General features: G+C 46.0%; 16 protein-coding genes. 1 reads left to right on the forward strand and 15 read right to left on the reverse strand.

Annotated features, from left to right (window positions below):
- Positions 1–3: 3 nt before the first annotated feature.
- From BC8716_RS03415 to BC8716_RS03435, 5 genes are all read right to left on the reverse strand, one after another.
- A complete protein-coding gene (locus tag BC8716_RS03415; protein ID WP_094423941.1) occupies positions 4–1,584 on the reverse strand; it encodes an OPT/YSL family transporter in 1,581 nt (526 codons plus the stop codon).
- 5 nt (positions 1,585–1,589) lie between these two features.
- Positions 1,590–2,231: an aspartate/glutamate racemase family protein gene (locus BC8716_RS03420; RefSeq protein WP_157730342.1), complete on the reverse strand. Its 642-nt coding sequence runs from the start codon at positions 2,229–2,231 to the stop codon at positions 1,590–1,592.
- A gap of 168 nt (positions 2,232–2,399) precedes the next feature.
- Positions 2,400–3,932, reverse strand: coding sequence for a PucR family transcriptional regulator (locus tag BC8716_RS03425; protein WP_169715900.1), 1,533 nt, complete (start codon positions 3,930–3,932; stop codon positions 2,400–2,402).
- A gap of 180 nt (positions 3,933–4,112) precedes the next feature.
- Positions 4,113–5,288, reverse strand: a complete 1,176-nt coding sequence (locus BC8716_RS03430; protein WP_094423944.1) for a Gfo/Idh/MocA family protein — start codon at positions 5,286–5,288, stop codon at positions 4,113–4,115.
- A 79-nt stretch (positions 5,289–5,367) separates the two neighbouring features.
- Positions 5,368–6,018 (reverse strand): ThuA domain-containing protein, encoded by a 651-nt coding sequence (locus BC8716_RS03435; RefSeq protein WP_094423945.1) that lies wholly within the window; start codon positions 6,016–6,018, stop codon positions 5,368–5,370.
- A gap of 126 nt (positions 6,019–6,144) precedes the next feature.
- Between BC8716_RS03435 and BC8716_RS03440 the strand changes: the two genes are divergently transcribed.
- Complete coding sequence (locus tag BC8716_RS03440; RefSeq protein ID WP_094423946.1) at positions 6,145–7,320, forward strand: ROK family transcriptional regulator; 1,176 nt, start codon at positions 6,145–6,147, stop codon at positions 7,318–7,320.
- 14 nt (positions 7,321–7,334) lie between these two features.
- Here BC8716_RS03440 and BC8716_RS03445 read toward each other — a convergent pair whose 3' ends face one another.
- The 10 genes from BC8716_RS03445 to BC8716_RS03490 all read right to left on the reverse strand — a co-directional run bounded on the left by BC8716_RS03445 (position 7,335) and on the right by BC8716_RS03490 (position 18,411).
- A complete protein-coding gene (locus tag BC8716_RS03445; protein WP_157730343.1) occupies positions 7,335–8,369 on the reverse strand; it encodes an aldose epimerase family protein in 1,035 nt (344 codons plus the stop codon).
- A 13-nt stretch (positions 8,370–8,382) separates the two neighbouring features.
- The gene (gene xylB / locus BC8716_RS03450; protein WP_094423948.1) at positions 8,383–9,882 is read right to left on the reverse strand and encodes a xylulokinase; all 1,500 of its coding nucleotides are present in this window, start codon (positions 9,880–9,882) and stop codon (positions 8,383–8,385) included.
- Between the two features lie 31 nt (positions 9,883–9,913).
- Positions 9,914–11,233: a xylose isomerase gene (gene xylA, locus BC8716_RS03455; protein ID WP_094423949.1), complete on the reverse strand. Its 1,320-nt coding sequence runs from the start codon at positions 11,231–11,233 to the stop codon at positions 9,914–9,916.
- Positions 11,234–11,507: 274 nt separating this feature from the next.
- A complete protein-coding gene (locus tag BC8716_RS03460) occupies positions 11,508–12,266 on the reverse strand; it encodes an IclR family transcriptional regulator (protein ID WP_094423950.1) in 759 nt (252 codons plus the stop codon).
- A gap of 82 nt (positions 12,267–12,348) precedes the next feature.
- Complete coding sequence (locus tag BC8716_RS03465; protein WP_094423951.1) at positions 12,349–13,602, reverse strand: M20 family metallopeptidase; 1,254 nt, start codon at positions 13,600–13,602, stop codon at positions 12,349–12,351.
- Positions 13,599–14,549: a DUF1177 domain-containing protein gene (locus BC8716_RS03470; RefSeq protein WP_094423952.1), complete on the reverse strand. Its 951-nt coding sequence runs from the start codon at positions 14,547–14,549 to the stop codon at positions 13,599–13,601. Before BC8716_RS03470 ends, BC8716_RS03465 begins: the two co-directional genes overlap by 4 nt.
- Positions 14,540–15,535, reverse strand: a complete 996-nt coding sequence (locus tag BC8716_RS03475; protein ID WP_094423953.1) for an ABC transporter ATP-binding protein — start codon at positions 15,533–15,535, stop codon at positions 14,540–14,542. Before BC8716_RS03475 ends, BC8716_RS03470 begins: the two co-directional genes overlap by 10 nt.
- The gene (locus tag BC8716_RS03480) at positions 15,532–16,548 is read right to left on the reverse strand and encodes an ABC transporter ATP-binding protein (RefSeq protein ID WP_094423954.1); all 1,017 of its coding nucleotides are present in this window, start codon (positions 16,546–16,548) and stop codon (positions 15,532–15,534) included. Before BC8716_RS03480 ends, BC8716_RS03475 begins: the two co-directional genes overlap by 4 nt.
- A gap of 10 nt (positions 16,549–16,558) precedes the next feature.
- Positions 16,559–17,446: an ABC transporter permease gene (locus tag BC8716_RS03485; protein WP_251179975.1), complete on the reverse strand. Its 888-nt coding sequence runs from the start codon at positions 17,444–17,446 to the stop codon at positions 16,559–16,561.
- Positions 17,446–18,411 (reverse strand): ABC transporter permease, encoded by a 966-nt coding sequence (locus tag BC8716_RS03490; protein ID WP_094423955.1) that lies wholly within the window; start codon positions 18,409–18,411, stop codon positions 17,446–17,448. The genes BC8716_RS03485 and BC8716_RS03490 overlap by 1 nt, the downstream gene beginning before the upstream one ends.
- Positions 18,412–18,627 lie beyond the last annotated feature (216 nt).

The following is an 18,627-nucleotide window of genomic DNA, read 5'->3' on the forward strand; positions in this document are numbered from 1 at the left end:
AAATTACCGGGCTTTAAAGACAGAGCTAAAGAAACTATAAAGCGCATCTCCAGCAATGAATCCAGCTGCGGTTGTAAACATCGCCGACTCACCGGCTTCGCCTTTCCATTTCAAAATTACGATCCGTGCTAGTATGCCCACTAGAACGGCCCAACCAGCCCAAGGGTTCATAACTAGCAACCCAGTTGCTAGCATAATGCCAAGCTGGCGTTTAGCGCCGCCAATCAATTGAATGATCGCTCCAGGAATCGCCCAAATCAGCAAGTACTTTCCTGTTTCGCCAGCAATGCCTTCCTGTATCGTTGCTGTAAATACACGGTCAACAGGAGGAACCAAGTCCTGGGCAAAATACATCTGATGGAAAAGCAGCACCATCACAATCGCTACCACGAGCCCGATCATGCCCGCAATCAGCTGCAAGCGCCGGCCGTAGAGCTCTTGTTCCCAATTGGAGCGGCCTCTGATTAAAAATCCTGTCTTTAAATCAAATCCAAAATCGGCAAAAGCTGGTCCAGTAGCCGCCGTGTAACCGGTAAGCAACGCTAACGCGATTGGTGGAAAGCCGAGCATGATCCCGATTAACAGCACGATCAGCGTAACGGCAAAAGCAGGAAACCAGCCAGAGTGCATCGCAGCGACACCGACGATCATTTCTGAAACCAATGTCGCAAAAGCGGCAAAAAGAATAAATAGCACTAATTGACCGACTGACAATTCAGTATAGAGTCCCGCTAGAAAAGCAACGAGCATAGCGCCAATGACATAGGCAAGAAATCCAAAGCCAAATCCTTTTGCTACGTCAAGTTCACTGCGTGTATATACGTGATTAGTAGCCTGTTCTGATTTCTTCGTAATCGTACGCTTTTTGCTCGTTTGTCCTTTGACAATCGTATAAATGAACTGAAGCAGGGCAACGAGGCCAGCGCCGATCATCATCCCATGGGGAATGTAATAATCGTTGATATTAAAGTGAAACCATGGTTGTGAATAGCCGTTGATCAGCAAACCAATGCCAAACATCGACAGCGCCCAAATGTTGCCAATAAAAGCAACACCTAACGCTGACATAGGAATGCCTAACGCCGAACCGGCCAGCCCGCCAGCAATGCCGATGCCAAGGAATTTTGCCTTCTTTCCGCCTTCGTCTCCTGCACGGAGTGCTTCTGCCGTCGCAACGCCAGACGGCCATGCTTCATTGGCGCCAAACAGTTTGGAATCAAACACTTTGTATAAAATAAGGGCATCAATGATTAAAGCAAAACCTGCACCGACAAGCATCGGAAACACAAGTTCAGGCAGCCCCATTACGAAAGGTATGCCAATCGGGATAAGCAAACTGTTTGCTGCTCCAAATGTGGCCGCTGAAATTGTCGTCTGTACCAAGTTTTGCGTTTCCAGTTGGCGATAGCGATGGAACATTTGCATCGGAATACGCGCAATTAACATCGCAATCATTGCACCAATAATAGAAGTATTTGGTGTTACGCCAAGAGTAGTAATAATCTGCATACCGATAATCGCTCCGAAAACGGCAATTAATACGGAAAGCAAAATTAAAGTCCAGTCAAATGTGCGTTGTTTCATGTCATCTACCTCCTCTGGCGTATCATTGAATACGCCATGCCTTGTGCTTCAACTAAATCAATCACAGGCACTGCGAGTTCCTTTATAATGGTTTCTTTTAAATGAATGGTCGAATAGCCTGTACAAGCAAACAAGATAGCAGTCGCGCCTTGGTTAATAAGCTGCCGGGCCGATGAAATTGCTGCAGCTGTCGTTTCTTTTTTAAGCAAATCAGTAGTATTGGTGACACCGTCCGGGACAAGGTGGCCAACTAGCCGTTCGCCTAACACTGTCTCAATTGCTTCAGGTATTTTATTTGTTAAGCCAAGAACACCAATCTTGTCGCTGATCATGCATGCGGCATGCGCCCCAGCCTCGCCAGCACCTATAACTGGAATGGATACGGCTGCTCGGCTCACATCAAGCGCTGGATCAGCTGCACAGCTAATGGAAATCGCATCAATGTCGGCATCGGCCGCGATCTCTTTAACTAGCGCTGTTATTTTCGGCAAAGCAGCTGCTTTTGATTCCTGGTTGTAAATGCCATATGGTTGATCTGGAATGCAATCGCTAATAGAGTGAATGCCCATCCTTTGCCGCAATAGGACAGAATGTTCTTGCAATAATTGCTCGTCTTCGGTTGTCCATACACGAACGATGCCAAGCATATTTCCCACCATCCTTTTTAGACACTATAAATTTTTGATCCGATATTAAAAATGCCCAATATGTGCAAAATGATAAAAGCATTCATTGCACACATTGGGCAGAAGCATTGTCAAAATACGCGCTGTTGCTACGATTTAGCGCCTTTCTCATGTCATGTTTTCTAACATCTATTTTCTTATTTTTAAAACAAAATAAAGCAAAAATCGAACTTCACTGTCATTAAGATCGACCATTAGCCGCTCTTCTATTTTTTCTAAACGGTATTTTAACGTACGTCGATGAACAAACAATTTTTCCGCCGTTTTTGAATGGTTGCCATTTTCACGGAGAAACACCTCTAGCGTGTGAAGCAACGCTTCGCCTGCATAGCGGTCCGCGGATTCTAGCGGTTTTAATGTGTTCTCGGCAAAGGCCTGAACATCGTCATCATTTTTGAGCTTCGTCATGATCCGTTCAAACCCCATCTGTTCGTACAAACAAATTTTTTGTGTTTCCCCGCTCTCCTCCAAGGCAGTACAAGCCTCTAGACAAGCCTGTTTAGCCAGCGTGATCGCATCGTAAGCCAGGCTCACCCCGACCTGAAACAAAACATCCATTTGTTCCTCAAGCTCTTTTAACATACGACTAATGGAAGAAATCGTTTCTGCACGGCTTTGATCACGAGTAAACGTGTACAGGATGCAAAAGTTGCCGTCTTTGCAAAACAAGGTGGCATTTGGAAAATAACGGTCCAATTTTTTATATAATTGATGTAAAAATAGAGCAGAAATCGGTTCTTTTTCAACAGGCGCCCCTGCTACTCTTCTCATTGCCAAAAAGCCGAAATAGCCAGTTTTGTTAATCAACGTACGGATCGAGGAATGCTCTGGCACATCGTTTTTGTCAATTAGCTCCGTCATCCATGCTTTCTCTTCATCGGCGCGTTTATTCACTTGGTAAAGCCGCTTCCGCAATAAAAACCGGATTTGTTCTTCTAAAAAGGTTGCCGCCTTCTTTAATACAGATGTCCATACGTGTTCCTTTTCGTGTGGCACACCTATTACTACAGAACAGCGCAAACCTGCCTCTGCTTTTTTGAAAACGAGTCGAACTTGCCGTTTATCAAAGCGCGTTTGTTTTGCTGGTTGCGAAAATAAGATAAACGCTTGCCGCTCTGCTGTCACTCTGTTATTCGCGTAAGCAATTAGCCGCTTTTCTTCGCTTTCAAGCAACACATTCTCCCCTGTAAGATTTCCTAGCCCTTCCAAAAAATGATGTAATCCCCGGGCTTCCCCAAGCTTATAGACCGCCTCCAGAAGTTGCGCTTCCTCAGACTGGGCTTCTTTAAACTTTGTCTCGAATAAGATGGTCAGCAAGCCCACAAACGAAACTTCTACTGGAATGGCAATAATGGGCATATTATGTTCATCAGCAAGGCGCAGCATCGCTTCTGGCAATGTATGAACATAACGGCCAATTTTAACAACAAGGCCGGCGCCGTTTACTTCAATTAACTTCCGAAACATGCTGATTTGCGCTTCCGGGTTGTCTTTGACTGAATAAAAGGTTGAAATAATTAAAATTCCTTCTGTTAGCCATTCATTAATATCTGGGACTTCCATCACTTCAGCTGCTTTAATTTTCCGATACAAACCACCTTCACCGGCAAGTACACGAGCGAGCTTTAAATCGCCTAACTGTAAAGCTTCGCCTACAATCATTTCCAACACCATCCTCTATTAAATAGTATTTTACTACGGGCCGACATATATCGACAAAATCTTTTGACCGTTGTTAGCAAGATTAGCCAATTAATGATCAATCATCTTTATGCCATAACAAAAACCGCCTGTCTTGGTTTTGCACCGAGACAGGCGGTTTTGTCGTCTTTTTTTACATCTCTAACTCTTTACAAGCAGTTCCTCGACATTGACCCAACGTTGCTGTTGAATCGATTGTTCTACGGCAGTAAGGACAGCTTGGTTGCGCAAACCGTCTGCAAAATCAGGTTTTGGCTGCTCGCCACGGGCAATGCCTTGGAGGAATTCGTACAACAAATGAATAAAGGTATGTTCATAACCAATCATATGGCCCGCAGCCCAATAGGATCCAACATAAGGGTGGCCGGCTTCGGTTACGTCGATCGTCCGAAACCCTTGCAAACCTTCTTCGTCGTGAGCAAAGTACACTTCCAACTGATTCATGTTTTCCATATTCCAACGCACAGATCCATGTTCACCGTTGATTTCAAATTCATTTCGATTGCGGTTCCCGCCGGCAAAGCGTGTCGCTTCAAACGTGCCAAGGGCGCCATTTTCAAATTTAGCGATAATCGCAGTGGCGTCATCAACGGTAACAGGCGCCATTTTCCCTTCGCTTACTTTCGCGCTTAGCCCTCCCGTCATTGAGCCGATTGGCCGTTCTTTAATAAATGTCTTTGCAGTGGCAACTACTTCAGTGATTTCACCAACTAAAAAGCGGGCAATGTCGAGGCTATGGGCTGCAATATCGCCAAGAGCACCAGAACCAGACACCTTTTGATCAAGACGCCATGTTAGCGGAAAGGAAGGGCTCATAATAAAGTCTTGTAAATAACGGGCACGGAAATGATAGATTTCTCCAAGCTTTCCTGACGCGACGAGCTGTTTCGCTAGCTGGACAGCAGGCACATAGCGGTAATTGTGGCAAACCATATGGATCACATTATTTTCCGTGACCGCGGCATGCATGCGCTGCGCTTCGTCTAAATTCATCGCTAGAGGCTTTTCGGTGATGACATGTTTGCCTGCTTTTGCCGCGGCGATCGCGATTTCTGCATGTGTGTTGTTCGGCGTAACGATGTCAATGATGTCAATGTCATCACGTTCCACGACTTTGCGCCAATCGGTTTCGTAGGATTCGAACCCCATTTTTTCTGCCGCTTGTTGCACAGCTTCCTCATTGCGGCCGCAAACGACCTTTAAAACCGGCTTTGCCTCCACATCGAAAAAGAAAGGAATGTCACGGTATGCATGGCTATGTGCTTTCCCCATAAACTGATAGCCAATTAAACCAATGCGAAGTTCTTTTTTCTCCATTCTGTCCCCTCCAAACGATCATTTTGTTAACCAATTCCACTTATGTGCAGCGATTCCCTTTTTTCATTAAAAAAACGTACTATCTAGCCGCCCAAACCATGCCTTTCCTCATCAATTCCATTACTTCAGGCATGCGGACAATTTTAGCTACATGGCCAAGGGAGCAATAGTAGACATTGCCCTTCCCCCATTGCTTTGTCCATACAACTGGCATTTCCACGCTGCCGTTTACAGCATGGGGGCCATCGGCAATCGGAAAGGTGGTAGTCGCATGAACGGAGACAGCGGGATCAACATGCATATAATACTGCTCCGATTCTACTTCGAAATCGGCCATTCCGTTTGTTAAAGGATGCGTACGGTCCTTTATCTGGACTTTATAGCGAACGCCGTCATTGCCAGGATGAGCGACCCACTGCCCTCCTACCATAAACTGATAGTCCGTTGCCATGCGGAACGAGTCCCCCATTCCGCCATGCAAACCGGCAAGGCCTGTTCCTGTTTCAATTGCTGCCATTAACGATTTAAGCTGATCGTCTTCAATTTGCCCTTGTGTCCAGTTTGGGACAATTAAGTCGTAATCAGGCAAATGTTCTTCTGTTAGCACCGTCAATGAATCGGCAACATTAACGGAAAACCCTTCTTCAATAAGAATGCCTTCAAGAATAGAGGCGACTTGCTCTGGTTCATGTCCATCCCAACCACCTTGAAAGATCAATGCTTTTTTCACGTGTACACCCCTTTATTAAAATCGTTTGTCACTTGAATAGGCAGCGCTAAAAAATCAACTGCTTGTTGTAGACGCTTCCATTGCTTATAATGTTTATTATCTAAACAAAGTCAAGGAGTCCAATGGATGATTACCATCGACCACGAAACAATGAAAGACATGAACAAATCAACGGTTTTCCGCCTCATTCAAAGGCACGCTCCCATTTCCCGGGCGGATATAGCCAAGAGAAGCGGATTAAATAAAGCCACTGTCTCTGCTCTAGTCGCACAGTTAATTGAAAACCAATTTGTCTATGAAATCGGTACTGGCGACTCAAGCGGAGGCAGAAAACCAGTGTTGTTGTATTGCAACGATCGGGCCAGCCATGCCATCAGTGTTGACATTGGCGTCAATGGCTTGCTCGGCATTATTACGGACCTCTCCGGCAAAACGATAGCCAAACGGGAAATGGCGCTAACTAGTAAAGAATTCAACATTGTTCTGGCCAACACAGAAGCAATCATTGAGCAATTGATTCACGAAGCACCTCCATCGCCGTATGGGATTTGCGGAATTACCGCTTCCGTCCCTGGCATCGTCGATTCGAAAGGCAACATATTGCTTGCCCCCAATCTAGGCTGGGAGAATGTTGATATCAAAACAGCACTTGAGCATACATTCAAACTTCCCGTTGTTGTTATTAACGAAGCAAATGCTGGAGCGCTCGGCGAAAAACAATATGGCGTCGGCAAACCTTATTCGGCAATCTCTTATATTTCCGTCAGCATTGGGATTGGCACTGGCCAAATTATTGACGGCAAGCTATTCACAGGTGCAAATGGCTTTGCAGGCGAATTTGGCCATATGTCCATTGACCGCCATGGAAAACAGTGCCGTTGCGGGAATCAAGGCTGCTGGGAGCTGTATAGTTCTGAAAAGGCGTTACTTGAAATTGCCGCAATCAACATGAACCGACGAAGCATTTCACTTGAACAAGTGCTCGCAGCTGCCGAGGCCGAAAACCGAGCAGCTCTAAATGCCTTTGCCGCAGTCGGTCATTCACTTGGCATCGGCCTTGTCTCGATGATTCATTCCATGAATCCTGAGGCGATCATCATAGGCAACCGTTTTGCTAAATTAAAACCGTATATTCAAAGCCCAATTGAAGAGACGCTCGCAAAACATCTTCCTTCCTATTATCAAAAAGCAGTCAAACTGTTGTTTTCAGAGCTTGGCCAGGAGGCGCCTTTACTAGGCGGATCTCTTCTTGCAACAAGCCAGTTTTTCAACCGCCACCGCATCCACTTAACGGTTCATTAGTACAGGCGACCCCTTCATTGTGTCGAGAAGCGGTACACCGTTTCATGTTGGTAAATCGTACCCGGTTCAAGCCAAATGTGCGGCAAATCGTCATATTGGAGGGAGGCAGGGGAAGCTTGTGCTTCTAAGCAAAAACCGCCATATTTTCTTGAAAGCCCGTCTGTAAGTTCTGGTTCTGAACCAAGCCCATTGCCTGTATAGAGGACAAGGCCAGGCTGTGTGGTTTCCATCGATAGCACACGGCCGCTTTTTGGTTCATAAACACGGACGCTTTCATGTTTAGTGTGATCAAGTAAAAAATAATGATCATAGCCATTTCCGACACACCGGTTTTGCTCTATCCCGTCTTCTAGTCCTTGCCGGAAAGCACGGCCTTGGCGGAAATCAAATAAACTGCCTTTTGCCTTTATGACGTTTCCAGTTGCAATCAACTCATTGTCGAGCTCAAGGTAGGCAGATGCATCCATTTCCAGCACATGGTCATGGATCGTTGCCCCTTTTTCTCCGGCCAAATTAAAATAGGTATGGTTGGTTAATGTAAGCGGCGTCCGCTTGTCAGTTTTCGCTGTGTATGAAAGAATCCATTCATTGTCATCGGTCAATGTATACGTGATGTCGATGTCCACATTGCCAGGATAGCCGCCATCCCCATCAGGAGAGCGGTGCTGAAACCGCACACCTGAGCCCCGTGGAGATGTAAACGTTTCTGTTTCAAAGCGAATTTGGTGAAGCCCGCTAGCTCCGCCATGCAAATGGTTTGCCCCTTCATTTGCTTGCACGTGTATTTGTTTCCCCTCTGCTGTAAATGAAGCGCCTGCAATCCTGCCAGCAACTCTGCCTATTAACGCCCCAAAATAGGGACTGTTGTCCGTATACTCATTCATATCCTTGTAGCCGAGGGCAACGTTTGCTAATTGTCCGCTGCGGTCAAAAGCATCTATTCTCGTTACGATGCCGCCGTAATCTAGGCAGTCAAGGCGCATGCCATGTTTGTTTTGCAAACGTATTTGCTTCCAGCCATTTCTGACTATGTTTATTATCGGTTCCATCAACTGTCTCCTCTTATTTACGGAATGCCGCGAGCGCTTTGCTAATGGCTGCAGTCGCCGGATAGACTTGTTTATACAATTCATATAACGTCTCATATGTTTTTGCCCTACTACAGTCTGGCTCAAACACTGCATCCTGTTTAATAAATGCATCTGCACATTCTTTCAGCGAACCAAACCAGCCAGCTCCGTATGCAGCCAGCATCGCCGCACCCATGCCTGGCCCTTGCTCGCTTGTCTGCTTCACAATTGGCGTTTGGAAAATGTCAGCTTGCATTTGTAGCCACGTTTCGCTTTTTACTCCTCCGCCAATGGAAACAATTCTCTCAATCGTCTTTCCTTGTTCTCTGAACAAATCAAGTGACTCTCTTAATGAAAAAGTGATGCCTTCAAGGATCGACCTAGTAAAGTCGGCCTTCGTATGGCTGCTATCAGCACCGATAAAACTAGCACGGATAGTAGCGTCAGCGTGAGGCGTCCGCTCTCCGGCAAGATAGGGCGTAAACAACAACCCATTTGCCCCTGGGGGGACTTCTGCCACTCCTGCAAGCAATTGCGGAAACGTTTCTTCAGGAGCAAATGTTTGCTTAAACCAACTTAAACTATATCCTGCCGCTAATGTGACGCCCATTGTATAAAACGCATCTTCAGCTGCATGGTTAAAATAATGGACGCCTCCTCCAAATGTCTTCCCTTTTTCTTCCTGGTACGAAAGCATAACACCTGACGTGCCAATGCTAGCGAGCGTCTTGCCGTTTTCTAAAATTCCAGCTCCTACTGCTCCGCACGCATTATCGGCTCCTCCAGCAAAAACGGGTGTTTTGCTTGGCAGCCCCGTCGCTAATGCGATTTCTTCCGTCAACTGGCCGACACAAGCGTGTGATTCCACTAGCGTCGGACAAAGCGATGGATCAATGCCAAATGCCGAACATAGCGGTTCGCTCCATGTTTTTCTTTCGATATCAAGCAAGAGTGTACCTGCTGCGTCAGAATAGTCGGTATGCAATGCACCAGTCAACTTCAAGCGCAAATAGTCTTTTGGAAGCACGAATTTGGCCGCTTTTGTAAACACTTCCGGTTCATGCTCCCGTACCCACATCAGCTTTGGCAACGTAAAACCTTCAAGCGCTGGATTTTTGGCTAATTGTTGCAGCCTTTCAGCGCCTAGCTTTTCGTAAATCGCTTTGCATTGCGGGGAGGTGCGTGTATCATTCCATAAAATCGCCGGACGCAACACTTCGTTTTGTTCATCGAGCAAGACGAGCCCATGCATTTGCCCCGAAAAACTGATTCCCTCAATTTGAGTCGTTGCTTGTGGCAAGGCTGCTGCTATGTCCGATAATCCAGCAACGGTTTCCCTGACCCAATCGTTTGGATCTTGCTCGCTCCATCCTGATTTAGGGTGAGACAACGGGTATGGTTTAGACACTTCCATGACCACTTCACCCGTCTCGTTAACGACAAGCAATTTCACTGCGCTTGTGCCTAAATCAACACCAATGACATGTTTCAATTTGAATCGCTCCTTGCCGATCGTCTACTTTTTATGCAAATGCATTTAATAAATACTGGTTAATGATTGCTTTTATCCGTTCCACACGGCCTGAACGGGTTTTGATTTCGCCAAGTGACAGCGCATGCGCTTCAAGTTGGTGAAAATCCGTATTTCCTAAAACAATCTCGCGGCCGATTCCTTCCTTATAACTTTGATAACGGCTGTCGACAAATTGCTCAAGGACGCGGTCATCTATAAGCTGCTGCGCAACTTTCAAGCCGATTGCAAAACTGTCCATGCCTGCGATGTGGGCGAAAAACAAGTCATCAGCTTCAAATGAACCACGCCGTACTTTCGCGTCAAAGTTCAAGCCGCCTCTGCCAAGCCCGCCGTTTTGCAAAATTTCGTACATCGCTAGCGTTGTCGAATAAAGGTCTGTCGGAAACTCATCTGTATCCCAGCCAAGCAAAGGGTCTCCTTGGTTTGCATCCACTGAACCAAGCATATGATGAATACGGGCATAACGCAGCTCATGCTCAAACGTATGCCCTGCAAGGGTTGCATGGTTTGCTTCAATATTAAATTTAAATGAATCTTGGAGCCCATAATGCTGGAGAAAGGCATATCCTGTAGCCACGTCAAAATCATATTGGTGTGTTGTCGGTTCTTTTGGCTTAGGCTCAATTAAAAACTGGCCATCAAAGCCAATTTCTTTTGCATAATCAACTGCCATATGGAAAAAGCGTCCGAGATTGTCCATTTCAAGCTTTAAGTCCGTATTTAATAATGACTCATAGCCTTCGCGGCCACCCCAGAATACATAATTTTCAGCGCCAAGCTCTTTGCCGATTTCCAAGCCTTTCTTTACTTTTGCAGCGGAGTAGGCGAAGACATCAGCTTCATTGGAAGACGCGGCACCGCCTACAAACCGGGGATGTGTAAAATTATTCGCTGTGTTCCAAAGCAGTTTTGTGTTGCTGTCTTTCATATAGTCCTTTATCATCGCGACGATGACATCTAAATTGGCATACGTTTCTTTCAAAGAACTTCCTTCAGGGGCGATATCGACATCGTGGAAGCAAAAGTATGGGACATTGATTTTTTCGAAGAACTCAAATGCTGCTTCAACACGCGCCTTTGCCAAGTCCATCCCTGTGTACGCATTCCAAGGCCTTATCGCCGTCCCAGCGCCGAACGGGTCTGACAACGCTTCTGTAAATGTGTGCCAGTAGGCAATGCTAAAACGTAAATGTTCGGCCATTGTTTTTCCGTTAACGACCTCATCAGGATTGTAAAATTTAAATGCAAACGGGTTGTCAGACTTAGCGCCTTCATAGGAAATGTTGTTTACAGCAGGAAAATAGCTCATTAGATGACCTTCTTTCATTAGGTTTGTTTATTATTTAAACTAAGTTTAGCCTCTTTTTGTAAGCGGTGTCAATCAGATTATGAAAAAACGTTTAGGCGATTTAGGAAGGGGTAGGAAACCGAAAATGTTTAATATGAAAAGGAGGTGAAAAGAAACTTGCTCATGGAGCAGAAGAAAAACAGCAAAGAAAATGGGAATGCATAGGACGTCTGCATTCCCTCGTAAACTATGTTTTTAGCTCGTTCCTGCCTCGCTCTCCTGTGCGTTGATCCTTTCATTTCAGCACAATTTGGTACCGTTCCATTTTTTCGCTAATGTCTGTAATCGCTTCCCGTAATAGCGGCAAGCAGGAGTCAAAACGCTCCTCATTAAAGCGATAGGCTGGGCCGGATATAGTAATGGAACCAACGATCCGCCCTTCATGGAAAAGCGGCATCGCCAAGGCAATGACATCTTCCGTATATTCGCCATGGCTAATAGCAAACCCGCGTTTGCGAATGGTTGCCAGCTCATTACGCAATTCAATTTCACTTGTCATCGTCCTGTCTGTATAGGCTTTCAAACCTCCCGCAATCACTTCCTCAATTGCCTCGTCAGGCATATACGCCAAGATGCTGCGGTAAGACGCGCCTACATATAAGGGAGCACGGCTGCCAGCAGAAACGGAAAACTTCACTTTATTGGCTGGCTCAACCACTTCAAGCGTAAGCGCTTCTTTGCCGTCCAGAATTGTTAGAAACGTGGACTCGCCTGTTTTTTCCGTTAAACGGGCAAGGCTTGGGCGGATCAATTCTTTTACATTTAACTGGTCGTACATAATCGAACCTAGCTCCCACACGGCAAACCCGAGGCTATATTTCTTTGTCTCTGTATCTTTCGTTAGAAAGTTTTGGGCTTCCAGTGTTTCAAGTATCCGATAAATTTTCGTATGATTGATCCCCGTAGCGTTGGACAGCTCCCTGCCTCCCCAAACAGGCTTTTCTTTCGTAAACATTTTTAAAATCTCCAATGCTTGATGTACAGTTTTTAACACAGCTCCTCCTAGGCCATTGCGGCATACTTAATCATTACTAAGTTTACATCAAAACACTGCGCATGGGTGACTGACGTTTCACTTACTGTTGCAAAAAATCAATCACAGCAGCTACATACACTTTTGCACAAAGGACAACGTCTTCCACTTTTACTTTTTCGTCAAAATTATGGATGCTTGGCAAGTATGCAGGTCCGTATTGGAGAACTGGAATGTGGTGGTCACGGAAGTGGCGAGCATCGCTGCTTGCCCATTGCATCACGCCGTACGCTTCTTCTTTCGTTACATAGGAAATATTATTGATAATGGCTGTGCAAACTGGATCGGTTGCAGGCGTATGGTTGGCATTGCTGCGAAATCCGAATGGCGTAATTGCATAATCAATCCCTAGCTCATCAAGGCGCGCTTCAATGTACGCATACACTTCCTTTTGCGTAATCCCAAACGGCAGGCGGCAGTCAACTTCGACTGTACAGGTATCAGGAATGACATTGGATTTCGTCCCACCATGGATCGTGCCAATATTGACGCTTATTTTTTCGAGAATTTCTTTGTATGGTTCTCGTTCGACTTCGACTTCTTCCATATATTTGCGGGAAACAGCCAGAAGCGGTTTTACTTCCTCAGGGATATCGACGTCGATGTCAAAAACGGTACGGATTGCCGCAATTGCCTTGATTGCATCAGTGATCGCATTTCGGCCGGCAAGAGGGGACAAGCTTCCATGGCCCGCTTCTCCGTAAACATCCAGTTTAAACCAGCAAGAACCTTTCTGGCCAATTGTCGGATGCAAGCGAGAAGAAGGCTCCGCAATTAAGCAACCGTCTCCCTTAATTAAGCCCCTTTCTAGGAGCCAAGGAACTCCGTACTCTCCGCCTGTTTCCTCGTCAGGGACGATTGCAAGCGTGAGCTTCCCAGGCAGTTTCACTCCCATTCGCTTAAGCAAAGCAGTCGCAAATAGCACGCCGCCAAGGCCCGCTTTCATATCGCTAGCGCCGCGTCCTAGTATCCAACCATCTTCGACAATGCCTGAAAAGGGATCGAACGACCACTTATCCCGGTCCCCAGCAGGAACAACGTCCGTATGGCCGCAATAAATTAGCTCTTTTCCCCCTTCCTCGCCAATGCTTGCAATCAAATTGTACATCTGTTCATTCGATTGGTGCCAATTGACATCGATCCCATCTTTGCCTAAATAATCGGCAATGAAGCGGCTTATTTCAGTTGTATCGCCAGGGGGGTTTTCGGTATTGATCTGAATAAGAGAACAGACCAAGTCGATGAGCTCTTGCTTATTTTCTTCTACGGCAACAATTAGTTCGTCTTTTACATTCATTTTACAGCAGCCTCCTTCCCGAGCGTTTGCAAATGCGTCATTTTGCCGTACAGTTTTTCTAACAAGCCAAATTCTTCTTCATTATAAAACTGGCAGTTTCCTTCGCCATACGCTTTCGCCGTTTCAATCGAAAAACGGGCTGCTTGTTCGACATCTTCCAAATGGGTCGCTCCAGTGGCACAGCCAGCAACGGCGGCTTGCGCTGTGATTGCAACGCCAACAACGGGGCTTTGAGTAGCGACAGCCGGCTGCAAAATGCTGTTGATATGGTAAACCCCGTTTCCATAAGGCGTAATATCTTGAGTTGTAATTGGCAACGTAACAGGCAATATTCCCGTTGACTGACTATATAGAAACAGCAAATCTTCGCTTACCCGTAACACGTACCCTTCTTTTACAGTCGGCGTTACCGCAATGCCTTTATGGTTTGTAATTTGGTTTCCTTTCGTCGTGTCAATTGACAAAATCGCTTCCATCGCTGGATCGACTTCATAGTGATTCATAGTCAAGATATCCACTGGCGAACCCATAAACGGAACTGGATCATGGGGTTGTGTTGGCGCATTGGCGCAAATATGCGTGGTCAAGATAACGTCCCCTTCCAAAAAGTCGCCTCTCTCTTGCATGTCTAGAAGCTTCGCCGCTGCTGACATCGCTGCAAGAGCGCCGTCCCCATCGGAGACAAAGCCTGTCCGTTCTGGACGGGCTCCAATTCCGCCAAGCCTTCCAATGATACCCATGGTTGGCGCTGAACCTCCTGCTGAGCGACCGTTCCTTCCACGAACATGGACTTTAACAAAGTCTGTTGAGCCCTTTTCCCCATCGACGCGTGAAATGTCGACATCTGCATGAGGCGAAACCTCCTTTAAATAAGCAGCGACCTTCTCTCCTGATACACGCGGGTCGTCCATAATGGTATACAAACGCAAAACATGATTTAATGGCATATTGCTTCCTCCTCGGTGTCGTTCATCAAATGGCAAGCGACTTGCTGGCCATTCGTTTGTTTAATGAGCGTAGGAACCACTTCCTGGCAAGACGGCATCGCCTCTGGGCAACGCTTGTGGAAGGGGCATCCTGGCGGCGGATTGACCGGGCTAGGCACATCGCCTGATAAAATCGTTCTCTGTTTTTGTTCAAATGGGCTTTCTTTCGGTACAGCTGACAACAGCGCTTTCGTATAAGGATGTTTCGGGTGATGATAAATTTGTTCATATGTGCCCATTTCCACGATTTTCCCTAAATACATGACAGCAATCCGGTCACACATATAACGGACAACATTCAAATCATGGGAAATAAATACGTATGTCAATTGGAACTCACTTTGCAAATCCTTTAACAAATTAATTACTTGCGCTTGGACAGAGACATCCAAAGCAGAGACCGGCTCATCGCAAATAATAATGTCTGGATGGAGTGCTAATGCCCGGGCAATATTGATTCGTTGTCGTTGCCCGCCTGAAAATTCGTGTGGGTAACGTTTGGCGTGTCCTTCATTCAGCCCGACTGTTTCAAGCAACTCATAAAGCCGCTTTTTTTGGCTATCCCTCGTGCCAACGCCATGGATGACAAGTGGCTCCATGATTAGTTGACCAACCGTTTTACGTGGATCCAGTGAGGCATACGGGTTTTGGAACACCATTTGGATATGTTTACGCACTTTTCGAACTTCAGCTGCTGAAAGGCCAGCTAAATTTTTACCATGAAAGTGAACGGTCCCCTCCGTCGGCCGAATCAGTTGATTGATCAACCTAGCTAGCGTTGATTTGCCGCAGCCAGATTCGCCAACCACACCGAGCGTCTCCCCTTTAAATAGGTCAAAACTAACGCCGTCGACCGCTTTGACCGTTTGCGTTTCCCGCTTCAACAACGATTTTTTGATTGGGAAATGCTTCTTTACCTGTTCGACTTTCAATATCGGTTCAGTCATGCCAACACTCTCTCCTTCCGTTCGAGCGTTTTGTCTTTTGTCTGAAAATGACAAGCGACTTGGTGCCCTTCCTCGGTTTCGATAAGCTCCGGCTTTTTCTCTTGGCACACCGCTTTTGCATAAGGGCAACGGTTTGCAAATGAACAACCTTTCATTTCAGCACGTAAATCAGGAGGCGATCCAGGAATCGGGTGAAGCCGTTCTTGTTGGCTGACTGTTGACAAAATTTGCGAATCAAACAATCCCCATGTATACGGGTGTTGTGGATTGTCATAAAGCGTTTTAGCGGACGCTGTTTCCACCGCGCTTCCAGCATACATGACAATCACTTTGTCGCAGCTTTCCCATACAACGCCTAAGTCGTGCGTGATCATAATAATGGCGGTATTAAATTGCTGCTGCAGCTCTTTCATCAACGTTAAAATTTGCGCTTGCACCGTTACATCGAGAGCCGTTGTCGGCTCATCAGCAATAAGCAATTTCGGGTTGCATGCTAGCGCAATCGCAATCATCACACGCTGGCGCATTCCCCCCGAAAACTCATGTGGATACATCGAAAGCCTTTTTTTCGGCTCTGGAATGCCAACAAGGCGCAACATTTCCTCTGCCCGTTCTTTTGCTTCTTTTTTGCTAAGCCCATTATGAAGGCGAATCACTTCCATAATTTGATCGCCCACCGTAAATACAGGGTTTAAAGACGTCATCGGGTCTTGGAAAATCATTGAAATCTCATTGCCGCGGATGCTGCGCATCCGTTTTTCAGGCAACTTGAGCAAATCTTCGCCGTTGTAACGAATTTCACCTTTTGGATAATCCGCGGGTGGCGATGGCAACAGCCGTAAAAGCGAGGTGGCCGTGACGCTTTTCCCAGAACCCGACTCGCCGACAATGCCGACTGTTTCCCCGCGATGAAGCGTAAAACTAACACCATTTACCGCTTTGACTGTATGGGTGGAAGACCGAAAATGAACATGCAAATTGTCTACTTCCAATAAACGTTCTCGTTTTTCCATGAGCTCCCTCCTATACTTTCATTTTTGGGTCTAGGGCATCACGAAGCCCATCGCCGAACAAGTTAAACCCGAGTACAGTCACTAAAATCGCTAATCCTGAAAACAATGCCATGTGAGGTGACAACACCAGATAGCTTGTGCCATCTTTCAAAATGCTGCCCCAAGATGGCGTAGGCGGCTGCACGCCTAAACCGAGAAAGCTAAGCGCAGCTTCAGAGATAACGGCGCCAGCAATGCTCATTGTTCCATATACAATTAAAGGGGCAAGGCAGTTTGGCAAAATATGCGAAAACATAATTCGGCCATTTTTAGCGCCAAGAGAGCGTGTCACTTCAATAAATTCTTCTTCTTTTACAGATAGGACTTGGCCGCGGATAATCCGGGCAAATCCCGGAACACTGGCAATGCCAATTGCGATGATGACATTGACAAGCCCTTGACCGAGGACGGCCATAAGTGAAATCGCTAGTAAAATAAACGGAAATGCAAATAGGCCGTCCATTGTCCTCATAATGATTGAGTCAAGTTTTCCTCCATAAAAACCAGCAATTAAGCCAAGGAATGTACCGACAAGTGCTCCAAGGACAATGGAACCTAAGCCAACAATGAGGGAAATGCGTGAGCCATAGACGATGCGCGAAAACAAGTCGCGGCCATAATTGTCGGTCCCAAGCAAATGGCCGCCTGACCCTGCTGGTTTAAGCGAATTGGCTGCATCCATCGCATTTGGAGAATGAGTTGCGATCAAAGGAGCAAACACGGCAAGAATGACCATCATGACAATAATCGCCATCCCTATTGCAGCCAGTTTGTTTTTAAGAAGTTTGCGAAAAAATCGGAATTTGTTTCTTTTTTCAAATGAAACATGTTGTTGTTCGATGACAGGCGGCTGTTCCATTAGGACGTTCCTCCTTTTGAGCCATTTAAGTCGACCCTCGGGTTAACGACTTTGTACAATAAATCAACGACTAAATTCACCAATACGAAAATGAGGGCAATAAACAAAACAGACCCTTGAACGACAATAAAATCACGTTTGTCGATCGCATCAACGATCATTCGCCCCATTCCTGGCCACGCATAAATCGTCTCTGTCAACACCGCGCCACCTAATAACATTGACACTTGCATCCCCGTTACAGTCAACAAAGGCGTCAACGCATTTTTAAACGCATGTTTGCTGATGACCCAAAATTCTTTTAAACCTTTTGCCCGCGCCGTTTTAATATAGTCCTGCGCCCCTACTTCAAGCATGCTGGACCGGGTAATGCGGGCAAACTCAGCCATTGGTATCGTCGCGAGTGTCACACTAGGGAGAAGCAAGTATTTGAAGAAATCCCACATGCCGTTGTCAAGCGACCCCATCCCTGTTGCTGGCAACCAGCCGAGCTGGACGCTGAAAAAAAGCACAAACATCACGCCAAGCCAAAAAACAGGCATCGATACACCGACAAGGGAACCGAATGTGACAAGATAATCAATGACAGAATTTCGTTTTGCTGCGGCTATCATTCCAGCCGGCACACCAACTAACAAAGCAATTGTCAGAGCGGAGACGGCGAGCAGCAATGTGTTCGGAAAACGGTCCATGATTAAAGACAAGACTGGTTCGTTATAATAAGCCGATGTGCCAAAATCAAGCTGGAGCAAATCTTTGAAATAGTGGAGAAGCTGCTGAAAAAACGGCTGGTCTAGCCCCAGTTCGACCCTTAATGCTTCCACGTCTTCTACACTTGCTTGTGGACCAAGCATGACGCTTGCCGGATCCCCAGGCAAGAGTCGGGTAATGATAAAAATAACCAATGAAACGACGAATAAAGTTGGAATTAAATCCAACAACCGTTTGCCGACAAATTGAATCATGACGATCCCCCTAGTAAAAATTGAATCATTGATTCGTTATCTGAAATTTAAAGCTGATTATAGCATAACAACGACCTTTGTAAATGGTTAATTTTCTGTATTTCAGAAAGTTTGATTTTCGTCGTCAGGAAATCTGACAGCGAAAAACCCTTTGTTTAATTGGTTTTTCTAATGAAAACCCTTAAAAATAGATGGATAAAATAAAAATCTGAAAAA

It is taken from the genome of Shouchella clausii, from assembly GCF_002250115.1.
GTDB classification, from domain to species: domain Bacteria; phylum Bacillota; class Bacilli; order Bacillales; family Bacillaceae_D; genus Shouchella; species Shouchella clausii.